The following is a 15454-nucleotide window of genomic DNA, read 5'->3' as shown; positions in this document are numbered from 1 at the left end:
CTAAATATTTCGAGTTACTTAATAATTAACATTTTTAGTTTCTTGGCTTATGGATAATTTCTGCAAATCTAGCTAATAATTCTTTTGCTTCTTTTGGCGGCCGTTGCCAAACATTCCTGCCAATAGCAACACCATTAATACCAACATTAATAGCATCATCTACCATTTTCACTAAATCTTCCGTAGTCCCGCTTTTATTTCCACCTAGCAGAATAATAGGAATATCAAAATAATTCACCCAGTTTTCAAGTGTTTTTGTATCACCAGGGTGAGCTACTTTTAATATATCCGCACCTAGTTCAAACGCAGCTCTATTTGCATCAGAGATAACTTTTGCCCGCTCTTTAGGATCTTCGATTGGCTTTGATGTAAGGGGCTCCACTAAAACCGGCATTTCCCATTTTTCTGCTTCCTCAATAACAGAGGCTATCAATTTCATAGAACGCATTCTTTCCTCAGCAGGGCGATCCCAAAACAAGACAAGCTTTATACAATCATATCCTTTACGGACTGCAAACTCTGGACTGAACGTTAAATGATGTTCCATTCGTTCATTTTTTACTTCATAACTAAAAATATCCGAATTTAACATTCGGGCTGGTGTGCCTTTTCCATGAAAAACTTCTTCAGCTTGTCTAGCAACACCATCATTTAGTAATATTGCGTCAATATCAGGTGTTTGTAACTCTTTAAGAATCTTAACTGGGTCTTCTAATCCTTCAATACTCCCTCCAATTCCATGATCTACAGGTAATATAAGTGAGTTACCTGTGTCCTTTCTAAAAATTCTTGACAGCCGTAACGATTTTCCCATTTGGTCGTCCACTCCTTAGATTATTTTGTATAAAGTACCAACCCATTATTGTTTAAATTATTACAACTTAAACCGTTTGTACGTATAATGGTTTAAAATTATAATAGTATAATTGATATTCTTTGTCAATTTATTATTTTAAAATTTCAATTTATTTATTATCGATTAATGTCTGTAAAATGAAATGATCTCATAATATGATTTTTAACATATAAAAAAACAAGACGCTTTGTACTTGTGCGTCTTGTTTTTTTATATTAAGCACTGGATGATGCATCTGCCTTCTCCATCCAGTCCTTCCCTTCAATATGTCTAGCCACAACCATACTCGAAACTGTATCACCTGTCGAGTTAACCATCGTAGCCGGCGGATCAACAACAACTCCGATCGCAGTAATGATTGGCAGAGCTTCGATTGGAAAACCGTACAATGTAATTATCATTAATTCTCCTGTAAAACCTCCGCCCGGAATTCCACTCATAACAATACCGGATAATAAACAAATACCAATAGCAGTTAAAAATGTGTCAATTCCGGTAAAATCCTGATTAAATACGCCAAAGATAAAGGCAATTTTTAACATAGCTGATAAACAGGAACCATCCATGTGAATAGTTGCTCCAAGAGGCATAATCGTCTCACGGATATCTTTTGGAACACCAATCCGCTCTGCTGCCTGCAGATTAACTGGAATGGTAGCCACACTGCTTCCTGTACCTAATGAGGTAGCAGCTGGACCAAGTATATTCTTCCAAAAGCGGCTGACTCCTTTTCTTCCACCAGCGATAAATGCATATAATGTAAAGCCAATAGCGAAATACAAAATAGACACCGGATAATAAACAATCACTGCTTTTGCATAATCGCCAATCAGTGCTGTACCAAATTCTCCGACTAAGGAGGCAAAGTACGCTCCTAATCCAATAGGTGCATAATACATAATAAGCTGAATCAGCTTCATAAATACATCAGATGCACTCGTAAGAAGTCTCGCAAATGGCCTCCCCTTCTCTCTGGAGAGCCCGGTCGCCACACCAACCAGTATCGACATTACAATAAGCGCCATCATATTATCTCGTGAGAACAGTTCAACAAAATCCGGAACAGTAAACGTGTTGACTAATTGATCTGACAGGCTTTGCTCTTCTACATTTTCAGGAGCACTTAATGGAATATCCACACCTGAACCAGGCTTAAAAATAACTGTCGCAACAAGCATAAATACAGCTGCAATAACTCCGGTTATCACAAAGACGGTAATCATCGAACCCATAATTTTTCCGAGTCTTTTCATGCTGTCCATGCTGGCGATAGCTGATGAAATAGAGAAAAACACGAGCGGGATAACAATCATAAACAGTAAATTAATAAATAAGTCCCCGAAAGGTTTTAATACAGCTGCATCTTCTCCAAAAAATAACCCAATTATCGCTCCGATAATAATAGAAGCTAAAAGAATAAGTGGAAATCGATAGGCTTTTAATTTTTCTAACATTTTATATTTCCTCTCTCTTTACAATATGATATTAATAGAATCTATTCTATTTTACAGGAATGCTGAAATGAAGGGAAGTTATTAAATATTCTTATAATTATCAACTTCTCTTTCAGAAAGATTTTATAAATACTTTTTATCCTGCCATAAAGGAGTATTAAAGAAAATCTGCAACAGGTTCATCGGTAATTAATGTATCTGCCTATTTCCCCGCCAGCGCTGAGTCAATTGCTTCTTTCGTTGAATATACTGGAACTGCAACGGCTTCACTTATCCCAAATACATCTTTCAGCTGCTGCTCTAAATCAAAACAGCGTGTTACCGGAGTTGTTACGTTTATCTGAACAATACCTTGCTCCCTTGCTTCCAGCAAAAGCCTTGATATTTTACTTCTGGAAAAATGAAAATCCTGCGCGATATCGTGCTGGGACATATTATCGATATAATACATATATACACTTTTCAATAATAACGCTTTCCTTAAACTTTTCTCCATTAATAGTAATTTATGTGGGTTTTCCTGAATATTCGATAAAAATTGAACCTCATTCCTATTTGTGAACGATTTTTGAAATATTTATCACATAAGCTCTATGTTTATGGGAATTTTGCAGCTGGTTAATCTGCAATAAAAAAAGCTCCTATCCCCGAGAGATAAGAGCCTTCTTAAAATTATAAGTATTTAACCATTGTGACATGCGGGATTCCTGCATCCAGAAATTCTCCAGAAGTAACCTCATAGCCCAGCTTTCGATAAAAATCCTGTGCATGTGTCTGCGCGTTCAGCTTAGCTTTATGAAAATCCTGATTTTTGATTTCTTCTTCCATCTTAGTCATTAATTTTTTTCCGAGAGATTTTCCACGCTGCGATTTCAAGACACATATCCGTTCCAGCTTACCGTAACCGTCTTCTGTAAACCGTAAACGGGCTGCAGCAACAGGGAGTTCATCCTCATATGCAATAAAATGGGTTGCCTTTTTATCAAATTCATCTATTTCTCTTTCCGGCGGTACGTTCTGCTCCTCAACAAATACCTCTGTCCGGATTTGATATACAGTTTCTAACTCTTTAGGAGCAGTCGCAATCTTTACTAACATGAATTCTTTATTCCTTTCCCAATAAAAATGTTTCATAGACTGTCCAGGAGCCATTCTCCAATTCATATAAGAGCTGGAAACGGTCAATATAATCTTTGATTTCAAAGCCTTCCATTTTCAATCTTCCAACAATATCTCTGAATTCATCATGTACCAGGTCCTGCGCAATCGTAATATGCGGCACAAAAGAATGATCCTGGTTATTTTCGAATATTCCCTGTTGCAGCTGTTCATTAAGCATCTTCAGCTGCTCAATTGGTTCGACCTTTAAATAAATTGTATTTGTTACTGGTTCAAAGGTGCTGACTTTGTTGATATGAATATAAAAAGGATCTGTACTTCCGGCAATTTTATGCAATGCCTGGACAACTTCATCTATCTCGTCAGAATTTGTTTCAAACGGGTACTTTAATGTAATGTGTGGAGGGATTAAAGAGTACCTTGGGTCGTAACGCTTTCTTAAGGCATTGGCTTGATCCTGTACAGTTTTTGAAGGGAAAATAGCGATTCCATATTTCATTAATACAACCTCCTGATATTATATTATTTATTATAAGCTCTATATAATCTGTATCTACATAAGTATAGCAAAAGAAAATGAAAATAGAAATTTTAATCAAACAATGTTGTTAATAGACGCCGCATATCATTTTGCCAATATTTCCAAGTGTGAATGCCGTCATCTAATTCGTGATACGTATAAACTGCTCCAGTTTTTTCTAATGCTTTATTTAATTTCCGATTCGGTTCTACAAAATCAGCTGTATTCCCATCACTCATTTGCACCTCTGTTTCTTTTGTACCAATTGTATGGTAAATATCCAGGGTGGACAAGGGTTGAGCCTGCTCTACATACGTTAATACAGAATCATCAACGTAAGGAGACTGCATCCCCACCTTTCCAAACGTATGCGGAAATTTTATTGCTGTCATCAATGCCAGGGTCCCCGCCAAAGAGTCGCCGATTAGTGAACGCGATTTCCCCATATGGTATGTCGGTATTAAATCATCTAAATAAGGGACAACCTCTCGCACGAGAAAGTTTGTATAAGCCTCATTCTGTTCACCGGATGGATGATACTTCTTTCTGCGGTCATATTTATCCTTGTAGTGAATACCAACAAAGACGACATTGTGCATTTCTTTTTCATCATGAAGCTTATCACTTAATGTAGCAATTCTGCCCATTTGAAAGTAATCTTTTCCATCCTGCATAATACAGATTTCATATTTATACAGCTCTGAAAAAGTCTCCGGATGATAAATTTGTAATGTCATCGTCTCTTTTAAAAAAGAGCTGTCTATTTCTTTTTCAATCATTTTACCTTTCCTGCGCAAACGTCCCACCCCAGTCTTTCTTAATAGTATAGCAATAGTCTATCATTGTATGGCCGGACTGTCACTTGAAGCATTTTTATTGATAAAGCTGATAATACTTTCCCTGCTGGTTCATTAATTCCTGATGACTTCCCTGCTCCATGATTTCCCCATTTTCGAGCATAATAATTTCATCTGCTTCCCGGATAGTATTTAGTCTATGGGCAATAACAAAACTGGTTCGCCCCTCCATCAGTCGTTTTAACGCTTCCTGAATTTTCAATTCTGTAACGGTATCAATATTACTGGTTGCTTCATCAAGTATTAAAATTTTAGGCTCTGCTAATAATGCACGCGCAATAGTTAATAACTGTTTTTGGCCCTGGCTAATACCGCTTCCTTCCTGATCCAGAACCGTATCGTACTTATCCTGTAAAGATAGAATAAAGTCATGTGCATTAGCATCTTTAGCTGCCTGCTCTATTTCCTTATCAGTTGCTTCGAGTCTTCCGTACCGGATATTTTCACGGATAGTTCCGTGGAATAAGAAAGTATCCTGCAGCACAAAGGCCATATGTTTGCGGAGGCTGGAGCGTTTTATGTTTTTGATATCGATACCATCTAATGTAATCTGACCGCTATCATAATTATAAAAGCGGGAAATAAGGTTAATGATAGTTGTTTTTCCGGCTCCGGTATGCCCTACAAATGCAACCGTTTCTCCAGGCTTCGCCTCAAAGCTGATATCATTCAGAATTTTAGCTGACTCATAGCCAAAGCTTACATGATTAAAAACAAGATGACCTTTTGTATCCGGAATCTCTGAAGCATCTTTCTCATCGATTTCTTCTCCAGTTTCATCCATTACCTGGAACACTCTTTCTGCACCGGCGATAGCGGATAATAGTAAATTAAACTGGTTTGATAATTCATTTAAAGGTCTTGTAAATTGTCGTGCGTACTCTGTAAAGATAACAATAGTTCCTACAGTCACCAGCGATCCATCTGACGTGATCACAAGTACTCCGCCTACAAAGGCAATCATTGCAAAACTTAAAAAGTTTAATGTATTCATGATTTTAGGGATGAGTCCGGAGATGGTCAATGCCCAAAAACCTGTGTTTTGCAAGGATTTATTTCTTTGCTCAAACTGACTGGTTACATAATCTTCCTGAGAGTATGTTTTGACAACATGCTGACCGGAAACTATTTCTTCCACATAGCCGTTTACATCACCTAAGTCACGCTGCTGCAATTTATACAATGGCCCGGTTCTTCTTGTAATCCAGCGCATTGCAAAAAACATGACAGGAATAATAGACATCGTCACTAGTGTTAAAACAGGGCTCAAATAAAGCATGATACTCACTGTTCCTACTAACGTCAGGACACTGGCGAAGATTTGAATGACAGATTGGTTCAATGTGTTATTAATATTATCTATATCATTTGTTAACCGGCTCATCAGCTCCCCGTGCTGCCTCTGGTCAAAATAGGAAATGGGCAGCCGGTGAAATTGTTCAAACAAATTTTTCCGCAATGTATATACTGTCTGCTGGGCAATATCAACCATCCAATAATTTTGAAGAAAGAGGGACAGAGAATGAACAATATAAACGATAACCAAGCCCAGAAGTAAGAGTCCAAGTCCATTAAGCTGCTGGGCCACAATAAAATTATCAATCGACTTTCCTACCAGAAATGGTCCCAGAAGAGCAAATAGAGAACTGATACATACCATCAAAATAACAAGAAATAATTTCCCCTTCTCCATCTTTAGATAATTCCATATCCGCTTTAAGGCTGCTCCCATATTTTCTGCTTTTTTAGAACCAGATGTGTTCACATTCGATACATCTATCCGTTTATATCGAAAGGCGGCTTTTAATGAATTATTTCGCATGGAGAACCTCCTTTTCCTGCTGTGATTCCGCAATAGCCCGATATAGATCTGAGCGTTCCAGCAATTCGTTATGAGAGCCTATATCCAGAATCTCTCCTTTATCAAGCAGGAGAATACGATCTGATTTTTTAGCAGTGGTTATTTTTTGTGTAATTAAGAGCACGGTACACTGATAGCCATCCAGCGCCTTCAGGAATCGTGCCTCTGTAGCTAAATCAAGAGCACTGGTGCTGTCATCCAGCATTAAAATTTCCGGTTTGCGGACAAGAGCACGCGCAATGGATATGCGCTGTTTTTGTCCTCCTGAAAGGTTTACTCCCTTTTGGCCGACTCTGGTTTCATATTGATGCTCCAGACCTTGGATTGTTTCATGAATCTGTGCATCCTTAGCTGCCTGAATCACTTCTTCCATTGTTGCATCTTTCTTTCCAAAAGCGATGTTATCAAAAATGGATCCGGTAAATAAAAGCGGCGACTGCGGCACATAGCCGATACTATTTCGTATAGCTTTAAATGAATAGTCCTCTAAAGGTATGTCATCTACATATACCTTCCCTCCGGAAGTCTCATAAAGACGGGGCATTAGCTGGAATAAAGACGTCTTCCCGGAACCGGTTGCTCCTATAATCGCCAGACGTTCCCCCGGATTTACGGAGAAGGATATACCGGATAGTGTGTCCTGTAATGCATCCGGGTAACGGAAAGAAACCTCATCATACACAATGCGACCTTTACCTACAGAATAATCCGCCTGCTTTTCTTCCTGTTCTCCGCCGGCTTCTATCAGCACCTCATTGATTCGTTCGGCAGATGCTTTTGTTCTAGACAGCGCCATGATAATAAAAGAGAACATCGAGATGGACATTGCTACGCGTAGTGCATAATTAATCATTGTAACGACTTCTCCGATATTTGCCTGCCCGTTAATCGTTTGAATACTCCCGAACCAGATAATAAAAATTAAACTCAAATTCATCACAAAAAGCAGAATTGGTCCTGTTGATTCCACAATTCGAAAGGTTTTCCGTGTCGTTAAAGCAAGTGTACGGTTGGCATCGTCAAATCGTTTTTCTTCTGTGTAACGCCGTGTAAAGGCTTTGATAAGTCTCATTCCGGCAAGGTTTTCCTGCATCACACGATTGACACTGTCCACTTGACTCTGGACCTGCTTAAATAATTTGCTTGAAATCTTTAATACCCACAAAAGAAATAGAATAAGAAGCGGTACAGTAATTAAAAAGATTAACGCCAGCCGGACATTTACCATAAAAGCCATAATAACACCGCCAATTACAGTCAACGGTGCCTTTGCCATAATACGGAGAACCATAAAAACGGTATTCTGAATCTGCCGGATATCATTTGTAAACCTTGTAACCAGAGAAGATGTGGGATATTTATTCAATTTTGCATAGGAAAAGCTTTGAATCTTTGCAAATAATTCTTTTCGTAAATCATAAGCATAAGAAAAACTGACATGAGACGATAGAAAAGAATTCAGAACTCCTGCAAGAAATGATAATAAAGCCAAACCAATCATAACCGATCCCCAAAATACAATATTCTGGATATCCTGATTCACAACCCCCTGATTAATCATTAACCCTAAGAAAAGAGGAAGCAATAACTCTACTGCCAGCTCGATAAGCATAAGTGAAAATGCAATAATCGAAGGAAATTTATAAGGACCTAAATAAGAAAAAACTTTTCGCAAATAATCCACCTACCAACCAAAAAGTAAAAGTATTCAGAAATTCAATGAAAAATAAATTATTTATTTTATTATAGAATGAACGCTGATAAATAAGCCAGTATTTAGTTCGGTTTCCGAAATGATGATTAAAGTCATCATAACCCGCTGTTATTGGAGCAGTTCTTTCATTATTCTATATTAATTGATGTCGCCAAGATACACAGGGAATTCTTTCCCCAAAGTACAAGCAATAATCTTTTCTCTTATTGCTTGAGGGTATAAGCGATAATTCATTAAATCTGCTATCGGCAGCCATTCAACACCTATTTGTCCTTCATCAGGTACCGCGCCATTTCCTATCTCTTTGATGCTGTCTTTAATATCACATAAAAACATATACTCTACCTGATGCAATTCAGAATCAAACTCAAAGTGCTCATGATTTTTCCCGATATATTCTCTTATAAATAAAAGATTATCTATTTCGACACCTGCATTAATTTCTTCTATACATTCTCTTTTTAATGTTTGATGCAGTGTTTCTCCATGTTCTTGACCACCGCCGGGTAAAATAAAATAGTATCCATCTTTATCCAGTTTTTTTATGGCTAACAGCTGTTTATCCTGAATAATAATTGCTTTTGCTGAGTTTCTTATGTTCATTAAAATCCTCCTGTCACTTTTTTGAAATAATGTAAATTGAGTACATTTTAAAAAAGGTAGATTTAATTTCCAAATTGTAAATTTATTATAGAAGTTCATCCACAGGATTATCACCATCTAATATTTTTTTACAAGTCATAACCCGATTATAGATTCCATTATAGTGTGTTGTGTCAAAAATGATTGTTTGCCCGGACTGCATAGGCTTTTCAGTAACGACATGATATAAATACGTTTCCATGAGTGTTGTGCTCCCTTCCTTCATTCATGACAATAGTAAATTGTAATTGATTTCATACTAAATTTTTCATTTTGCAGCTCCACCAATGACATATCCAAAAAACGTCATTTTACCGTCTTCATTCTCTACAATACGATACGGTTCAATCTGATCAAAGTATCGTCGTACAAACCTTCCTTCACCTACCGGATAGATTTCAATATGAAGATTGCCTGAGAATCTTACAAAATATAATTTTCCATTAATAAAATCTACTTCGATTTTATCTTTCAGATATATACCGCAATACTTTTCAAGCTCGTGTGCACAAAGAGGAAATTCTTTAAATTTTACAGGGAGGTCTACCTCCACATGATGCAGAATATCTGCAATTGCATTGCCTAATCTATATTGATTGATAGCTTCATTATTTGAAAGTATAATGATACAAATATTTTCATCAAAGTAATGCTGCATATAAGTGCTTATCCCAAGATGGTCTCCCCCATGTTCGTATCTTTTTGTTCCATAAACATGACGATATTCCAACCCATAACAATAGTTATTTTTGTTTTCATTGAAAAACCTTTTATATGCTTCTTGAGAAAGAATTTTTCTATCGCGCAAGCAGGTGTACCATTTGTATAAATTATCACAATTAGAAATAATCGCTCCTGCACCAATACTAAATTTTTCGTTATAATATGGGCGTTTGATAGTTGCATCAAAATCTTTTACATAATTAGAGGATCTGTTTTTAATAATTTTACATCCGTCATCTATATCGCTGTTTACCATGTCCAAAGGCAGGAATATACTGTTCCGGATATAATCCTCATATGTCTCTCCTGTAACATTTTCAATAATCCATGCAAGTAAATTATAATTTACGTTATTATAGTCATATTTCATGCCTGGTGGAAAAACAGGTTTTTTATTTATATACCGTTGAAAGTAATCGTTTCTAGAATAATCCATTCTATTGTATTCAGAGAAAAAGTCACTTTCAAAATTATAGAAATTACTTAAACCTGATGTGTGCGATAATAAATGATGGACAGTTATTGATTTTTCAATCTTCATATCACCAGGAAGAAATAAATATGCTGGTTTATCAATATCCAATACTCCCTTATCATGCAGAAGCATAACAGCAAAGGCTGTAAATTGCTTAGACATGGAAGCAATCGAGAAGCATGAGCTTATATTATTCTTGATCCCAAACTCGATATTGGAATAACCGTATGCGCTTTCAAAAAGAACGTCATCATTTTTTATAACTTGAATAACTCCGTAGAAATCCCACAACTCCAGATATTTGTTGATATATGTATCTATTTTTGATTTTATTTCCTGCATCATCACCCACTCCTTATAAATAAATACTCCATGGATTCCCGTTCTCTTAAAAAATTCTTCAAAAAAAGAAAAAAGACACATCCATAATAATGTGTCTTCACGCAATTAAAGAGAAAATCTTCTCTATGAACCGCTTTTAGTAAGTGACTCCGATTGGGCTCGAACCAACGACCTCTTGCCTGTCAAGCAAGCGCTCTCCCAGCTGAGCTACGGAATCGTATGTAGGTACAATACATATTATACAACCAAATGAACAAGAAAACAAGCTAACAATATTTGCGCTGGCAAGCCCATAGTCAGCGGCATTATATTACCGATTATGAAATAAGCTTCATTTACCTCCCGCTCATATAGAGAGAAGGTACATCTTCCCTCCACTTATATATTTTCTTTTTTCATATACATTTTTTTCCCGCTTCTGTACACAATATAAAATACTGTGTAAAAGATAAAGGAGCGTATAATATGTCCAGTTACATGAGTATGTTTGTAGAGGTTATCTTTGGATTTTTTGCTTTATTTTTAATCACAAAAATATTAGGGAAGACTCAAATTTCCCAGATTACCCCCTTTGATTTTATTTCCGCATTATTATTGGGTGAATTAGTTGGGAATGCTTTATTTGATCCAAAGGCAGGGATAGCTGAAATAGCCTTTGTTGTAGCTCTTTATGGTATTCTTATGTATACTGTTGAAATTATTTCACAAAAATATAAGCGCACACGGCATTTGCTCGAAGGAAGCCCGACAATAATAATTCATCGTGGGAAGCTTGTCAGAGATATGATGAAAAAAACCAAGCTGGATATTAATCAGCTGCAGCACCTTTTAAGAGAAAAAGACGTCTTTTCCATCAGTGAGGTTGAATTTGCCGTGTTAGAAGCAAATGGAACCGTATCAGTTCTAAAAAAAACAGATTATCAAACACCTACGCGCAAGGATTTAAAATTATCTCCTCAGGATGTAGCATTACCAATTACGCTTATTAATGATGGAGAAATTATAAAAGATAACTTGGAAGAGAAAAACCTTCCCGTCTCCTGGTTGGAGGAATCTATCCGGGAACAAGGGTATAAAGATATTTCAGAAATTTTTTATGCAGAATACACAAAAGGAAATCCATTATATATTGTCCCTTTCTTTAATCGGGAGCATCAGAAATATAGCGATTTGGATTGAAATTAATTTTATAACTATCTGAAAGTACTTTGAATATCCGCCCCACTGAAAATATTTTTCTTAACATAATATGAAAATAAAAGAAGCATTCCTTTTATAATAAGAGGAATGCTTCTATACGTATTTATTAATATACCTGCCTTTACCCGTAATCAGGGATGAGTCTAATGGCAGGTCTAACTGTTTTTGAGGTTCAGATCTATTGCGGTAATAGCGGTCATATGTTGCGCCAATCTCCTGATGCCTCCGTTCTAACTGAACTTTAAAAGCTCCTTCTATATGATGGTCTTTTTTCTGTGTCGGCTGCAGCCTTTGCTGATAATCAACATACTGTGAGTTTTGAACCGGAAGAATATACCCCATCCTCTGCACCTCCCTTGTATCTTCAATTATATATACCCCGTTCCAGAAAAATGAAACCGTTTTATTTATACATTATTATATACAGATTATTTTATGTTGTATAGTCAGAATTTTATTTTTATTGAAATAGCCCTTGCTCATAGTTACACTCGCCCACACCAACACTGGGAAGACACATATCCTATAAGGAAAGAAAATTCAAATTGTGAAAGGAGCATTTTCTCATGGGTTGTGGAAAAAATTATGATACTGGAAGTTGTGTTGCAGATATTTTAAAAGACATTGTTGATGCTCAAAACGATATTGTAGAAAACTGCTGTGATACGAGCTGTGAACAATCAATCAATGACCTTTTGTGCACAAATGAGGTAAGTAATGATTTAGATACGGTACCTGTTATTCTATATTGCAAAGATTGCAAACCATTTAAAGGGTTCGGCACAACAAAAAATCATCACAACAAAATGAATCCAATTTTATCTAGTTTTATTTTCAGAGTAAAGAAAGTAGATAAAGACAATTGTGCTATTCTTGAGTTACTACTCAGTGATGGAGAAAGCTGTGGATTTGATCATATGAAGGATCCGACTGATCAAAATACAGAAGACTTGGAAGCAACAGGCATTTGTATCACAGTAGATTTAGATTGCTTTTGCCATGTTACCTGCCTGCCGGCAATCAGAGCATTTCATTAAAATAATTTCCATTAAAAAACTTGGTTGTCACCATTCCTTTAGGTGACAACCTTAGTTACACTTATGCAGTTAAGAAAGTATAAACTTTCTTAACTGCCAAAAGATACACCATCCAGGGAGGCCCTCCCGGATGGTGTCTTTTAAAATCCTAATAATTGAATGTTTTCAATATCTTTGATTGCAATATCAATTTTATTTTTCCGATTATTTAATTGTAAAGCCAGTGTATCTGTATTGTTTTCACGAATCACACCGCGATACTTCTTCTTGGAAGCTGTAATTATTTCACATTTTATAGGAGGAGCAAATTCAGAGCGGTTTGTTAAATAATTTATTTTTTCTGCAATTGTCATCTCCATAAACTTTTTCTTGCTTGATTGCTGTTCAGTTGTTTTGGAGTTGTCTCCATCTGCATTTTTTCTGTCTTTGGACTGTGTTTTTTTCACCTGCGGAACAGGTTTCATCTCCGTTTGCTTCTTTCGCCTGTAATCACCTACATAGTTTTCTTGCATTGGAGCTGAAAATTCCTGCAGCTGAGGCTGGCTAATGTAGAGTAAGGGGGCTTGCGCTTTATTTTTATTTGTCATCGTTCATTCACCTCTTTTGGCTTTCTTAGCTTATCTTGTATAGTGTATGAACCTAGAATTTGATTTGTGTCTGGCCTCATAATTGCGCCAATCGCCTAAATAAAAGGGACTGCCGCCAAAATGGTGACAATCCTCTTTTTCATCTTATTATCAAATTAAATAGCTCATAAATGCAGTTGCCATTCCGAAATAAATCAATGTGGAAATAAGGTCATTAATTGTTGTAATAAAGGGTCCTGATGCCACTGCCGGATCAATATTCAGGCGGTTCATCAGCATTGGAATAAGAGCACCTGCCAGCGTTGCTACTAGAAGAGAGCCCATAATAGACAAACCTAAGAGAATACCTAAATAAATATTGCCCTGCCAAATAAAAATAATCGTAGCAAGAATGATTCCGCATAATATCCCATTAATTAGTCCCGTTAGTGCTTCCCGGCCTAAAAGCTTCCACTTCCCGGTATTTTCAAATTCTCCGGTCGCCATTCCACGTACAGATACAGCAAGTGCCTGTGTTCCTGAGTTACCTGCCGTTCCTCCGATTAAAGGAATAAAGGCTGCTAAAATAGCCACTTGTTCCAGGGTCTGTTCAAAACTGGCAATTAACGTAGCAGTTAACATACCTAAAAACAGCAGAATAACCAGCCAGGGAAGTCTCTTTCTTGCAGAACGAATCGCTGTGTCATCTTTAATATCCGTATTGGACATCGCTGCTAGTTTGGAGTAGTCCTCACTTGCTTCTTCTTCCATAACGTCTAAAATATCGTCGACTGTGATAATCCCGAGAAGATGATCTTGAAAATCAACTACCGGAAGTGCAAGGAAATCGTAATCTCTAAACATCTGTGCAACATCTTCCTGGTCTTTTGCAACAGATACAGCAACCACTTTCGTACTCATGACTTCTTTAATCAAAGTATCACTATCTGCAATAATTAAATCTCTGATAGATAAGACACCTACTAAGCGTTTACTGTTATCCAGGACAAACAAGTAATAAATTGTCTCTGCATCGGGTGCTTCTTTTTTTAATTGCTGCATGGTCTCTGCCACGGTCTGATCCTCGAAAAGTACAACATACTCCGTGGTCATGATACTACCAGCGGTTTTCTCTTCATAATGAAGAAGCTGTTTAATATCATCAGCAGATTCTTTATCCATGATAGTCAAATAACTGACTACTTTTTCTTTATCCAGCTCATTTAAAATATCTACTGCATCATCGACAGGCATTTCCCCAAAAATCATCGCAGCATATCTCGGATCCATCTCCTCAAAAAACTCAATGACATCATCTAAATCAATGTTAATTAATATCTCTGACATTTCTTCAGGAGATAAATACGTGTATATCTGCGCTCTTCTGTCTTCATCCTGCTGCTGGAAAAACACAGCCTGATCATATGGATGGATTTCGAGAAATTCTGTCCGAAACTCCTCCATATTTTCATTTTCTAATGCTTCTTGAACTTTATCAATATGTTCTTGAAACTGTTCTTCATATTGAACATCATATTGATCCTTTTTCATAGCAGTTCCTCCTTTCTTTCCGCTAATTTTTTATATACTTACACATCCTACCCTATTTTACAAGAAGAGAAACAAATAGCAAGCCTTATCTATAATAAAAAGAGTTTCCATGGTGAATTTATCAGTTGTTATTTTGCTGATCAATCACTTAAAATTATTCATTATTATTAGATCTGTAAGCTGCTTAAAAACGCTGCTTCTGTTAGCGTAGCAAAGGGTAACGTCTCCTTTTAACATCTTTCACCCTCTCTTTTTTTGTTGGCCAAGGTAAACTTTATTACCCAACACTCACTTTATGTACTTCGTTTTTGTTTGTCAAGTATATTTTGTAGCTGCTATTATTTTTCATTAAGGAAACATTTTATTTTGCTCATGTATTTTAATGATCAGGCTGCTGTATTAAATATGTTTCACACCAATGTGAAAGAAACACTAAAAGGCAAGAATACGTTTTATATTGAATATTATGTTGATTACAGCGACGGAATATAATTGTATTCAATTTTACATGCATTAGCTAAAAAAAGTTATACTATA

General features: G+C 36.5%; 15 protein-coding genes and 1 tRNA gene. 2 read left to right on the top strand and 14 right to left on the bottom strand.

What is annotated here, in order from left to right; all coding sequences use genetic code 11:
• Positions 1-34: 34 nt before the first annotated feature.
• The 11 genes from BN1068_RS00860 to BN1068_RS00810 all read right to left on the bottom strand — a co-directional run bounded on the left by BN1068_RS00860 (position 35) and on the right by BN1068_RS00810 (position 10780).
• The gene (locus BN1068_RS00860) at positions 35-814 is read right to left on the bottom strand and encodes a class I fructose-bisphosphate aldolase (RefSeq protein WP_077600956.1); all 780 of its coding nucleotides are present in this window, start codon (positions 812-814) and stop codon (positions 35-37) included.
• A gap of 257 nt (positions 815-1071) precedes the next feature.
• Positions 1072-2310: a dicarboxylate/amino acid:cation symporter gene (locus BN1068_RS00855; RefSeq protein WP_077600955.1), complete on the bottom strand. Its 1239-nt coding sequence runs from the start codon at positions 2308-2310 to the stop codon at positions 1072-1074.
• Positions 2311-2512: 202 nt separating this feature from the next.
• Positions 2513-2776: a sugar-binding transcriptional regulator gene (locus BN1068_RS00850; protein WP_077600954.1), complete on the bottom strand. Its 264-nt coding sequence runs from the start codon at positions 2774-2776 to the stop codon at positions 2513-2515.
• A 206-nt stretch (positions 2777-2982) separates the two neighbouring features.
• Positions 2983-3408 (bottom strand): GNAT family N-acetyltransferase, encoded by a 426-nt coding sequence (locus BN1068_RS00845; RefSeq protein ID WP_077601499.1) that lies wholly within the window; start codon positions 3406-3408, stop codon positions 2983-2985.
• Between the two features lie 7 nt (positions 3409-3415).
• The gene (locus BN1068_RS00840; protein ID WP_077600953.1) at positions 3416-3928 is read right to left on the bottom strand and encodes a YjcG family protein; all 513 of its coding nucleotides are present in this window, start codon (positions 3926-3928) and stop codon (positions 3416-3418) included.
• Positions 3929-4020: 92 nt separating this feature from the next.
• Positions 4021-4746, bottom strand: coding sequence for an alpha/beta hydrolase (locus BN1068_RS00835; protein WP_077600952.1), 726 nt, complete (start codon positions 4744-4746; stop codon positions 4021-4023).
• 76 nt (positions 4747-4822) lie between these two features.
• Entirely contained in the window at positions 4823-6628 is a 1806-nt protein-coding gene (locus BN1068_RS00830) for an ABC transporter ATP-binding protein (protein WP_077600951.1), read from the bottom strand.
• Positions 6618-8342 carry an ABC transporter ATP-binding protein gene (locus BN1068_RS00825; RefSeq protein ID WP_077600950.1) on the bottom strand — a complete coding sequence of 575 codons (1725 nt, stop codon included), beginning with the start codon at positions 8340-8342 and terminating at the stop codon, positions 6618-6620. The genes BN1068_RS00830 and BN1068_RS00825 overlap by 11 nt, the downstream gene beginning before the upstream one ends.
• 177 nt (positions 8343-8519) lie before the next feature.
• Positions 8520-8984 (bottom strand): NUDIX domain-containing protein, encoded by a 465-nt coding sequence (locus BN1068_RS00820; protein WP_077600949.1) that lies wholly within the window; start codon positions 8982-8984, stop codon positions 8520-8522.
• Between the two features lie 307 nt (positions 8985-9291).
• Positions 9292-10563 (bottom strand): serine hydrolase domain-containing protein, encoded by a 1272-nt coding sequence (locus tag BN1068_RS00815; RefSeq protein WP_077600948.1) that lies wholly within the window; start codon positions 10561-10563, stop codon positions 9292-9294.
• A gap of 144 nt (positions 10564-10707) precedes the next feature.
• A tRNA-Val gene (locus tag BN1068_RS00810) sits at positions 10708-10780 on the bottom strand.
• Between the two features lie 248 nt (positions 10781-11028).
• Here BN1068_RS00810 and BN1068_RS00805 point away from each other — a divergent pair.
• Positions 11029-11742, top strand: a complete 714-nt coding sequence (locus BN1068_RS00805) for a YetF domain-containing protein (protein ID WP_077600947.1) — start codon at positions 11029-11031, stop codon at positions 11740-11742.
• Positions 11743-11856: 114 nt separating this feature from the next.
• On the opposite strand, the gene BN1068_RS00800 is transcribed toward BN1068_RS00805, so the two are convergent.
• The gene (locus tag BN1068_RS00800; RefSeq protein ID WP_077600946.1) at positions 11857-12105 is read right to left on the bottom strand and encodes a hypothetical protein; all 249 of its coding nucleotides are present in this window, start codon (positions 12103-12105) and stop codon (positions 11857-11859) included.
• A gap of 224 nt (positions 12106-12329) precedes the next feature.
• Here BN1068_RS00800 and BN1068_RS00795 point away from each other — a divergent pair, with 224 nt between their 5' ends.
• On the top strand, positions 12330-12800 hold the full coding sequence (locus BN1068_RS00795; protein ID WP_077600945.1) for a CotY/CotZ family spore coat protein: 471 nt from the start codon (positions 12330-12332) through the stop codon (positions 12798-12800).
• A 140-nt stretch (positions 12801-12940) separates the two neighbouring features.
• Here the strand turns inward: BN1068_RS00795 and BN1068_RS00790 are convergent, their stop codons facing one another.
• Positions 12941-13387: a CotO family spore coat protein gene (locus BN1068_RS00790; protein ID WP_077600944.1), complete on the bottom strand. Its 447-nt coding sequence runs from the start codon at positions 13385-13387 to the stop codon at positions 12941-12943.
• A 150-nt stretch (positions 13388-13537) separates the two neighbouring features.
• A complete protein-coding gene (gene mgtE, locus BN1068_RS00785; RefSeq protein WP_077600943.1) occupies positions 13538-14917 on the bottom strand; it encodes a magnesium transporter in 1380 nt (459 codons plus the stop codon).
• Between the last annotated feature and the right edge of the window lie 537 nt (positions 14918-15454).

Origin of the sequence: Oceanobacillus sojae (assembly GCF_900162665.1) — a bacterium.
Classification (GTDB): Bacteria; Bacillota; Bacilli; order Bacillales; family Amphibacillaceae; genus Oceanobacillus; species Oceanobacillus sojae_A.
This window is presented reverse-complemented; position numbering and strand designations above follow the sequence as displayed.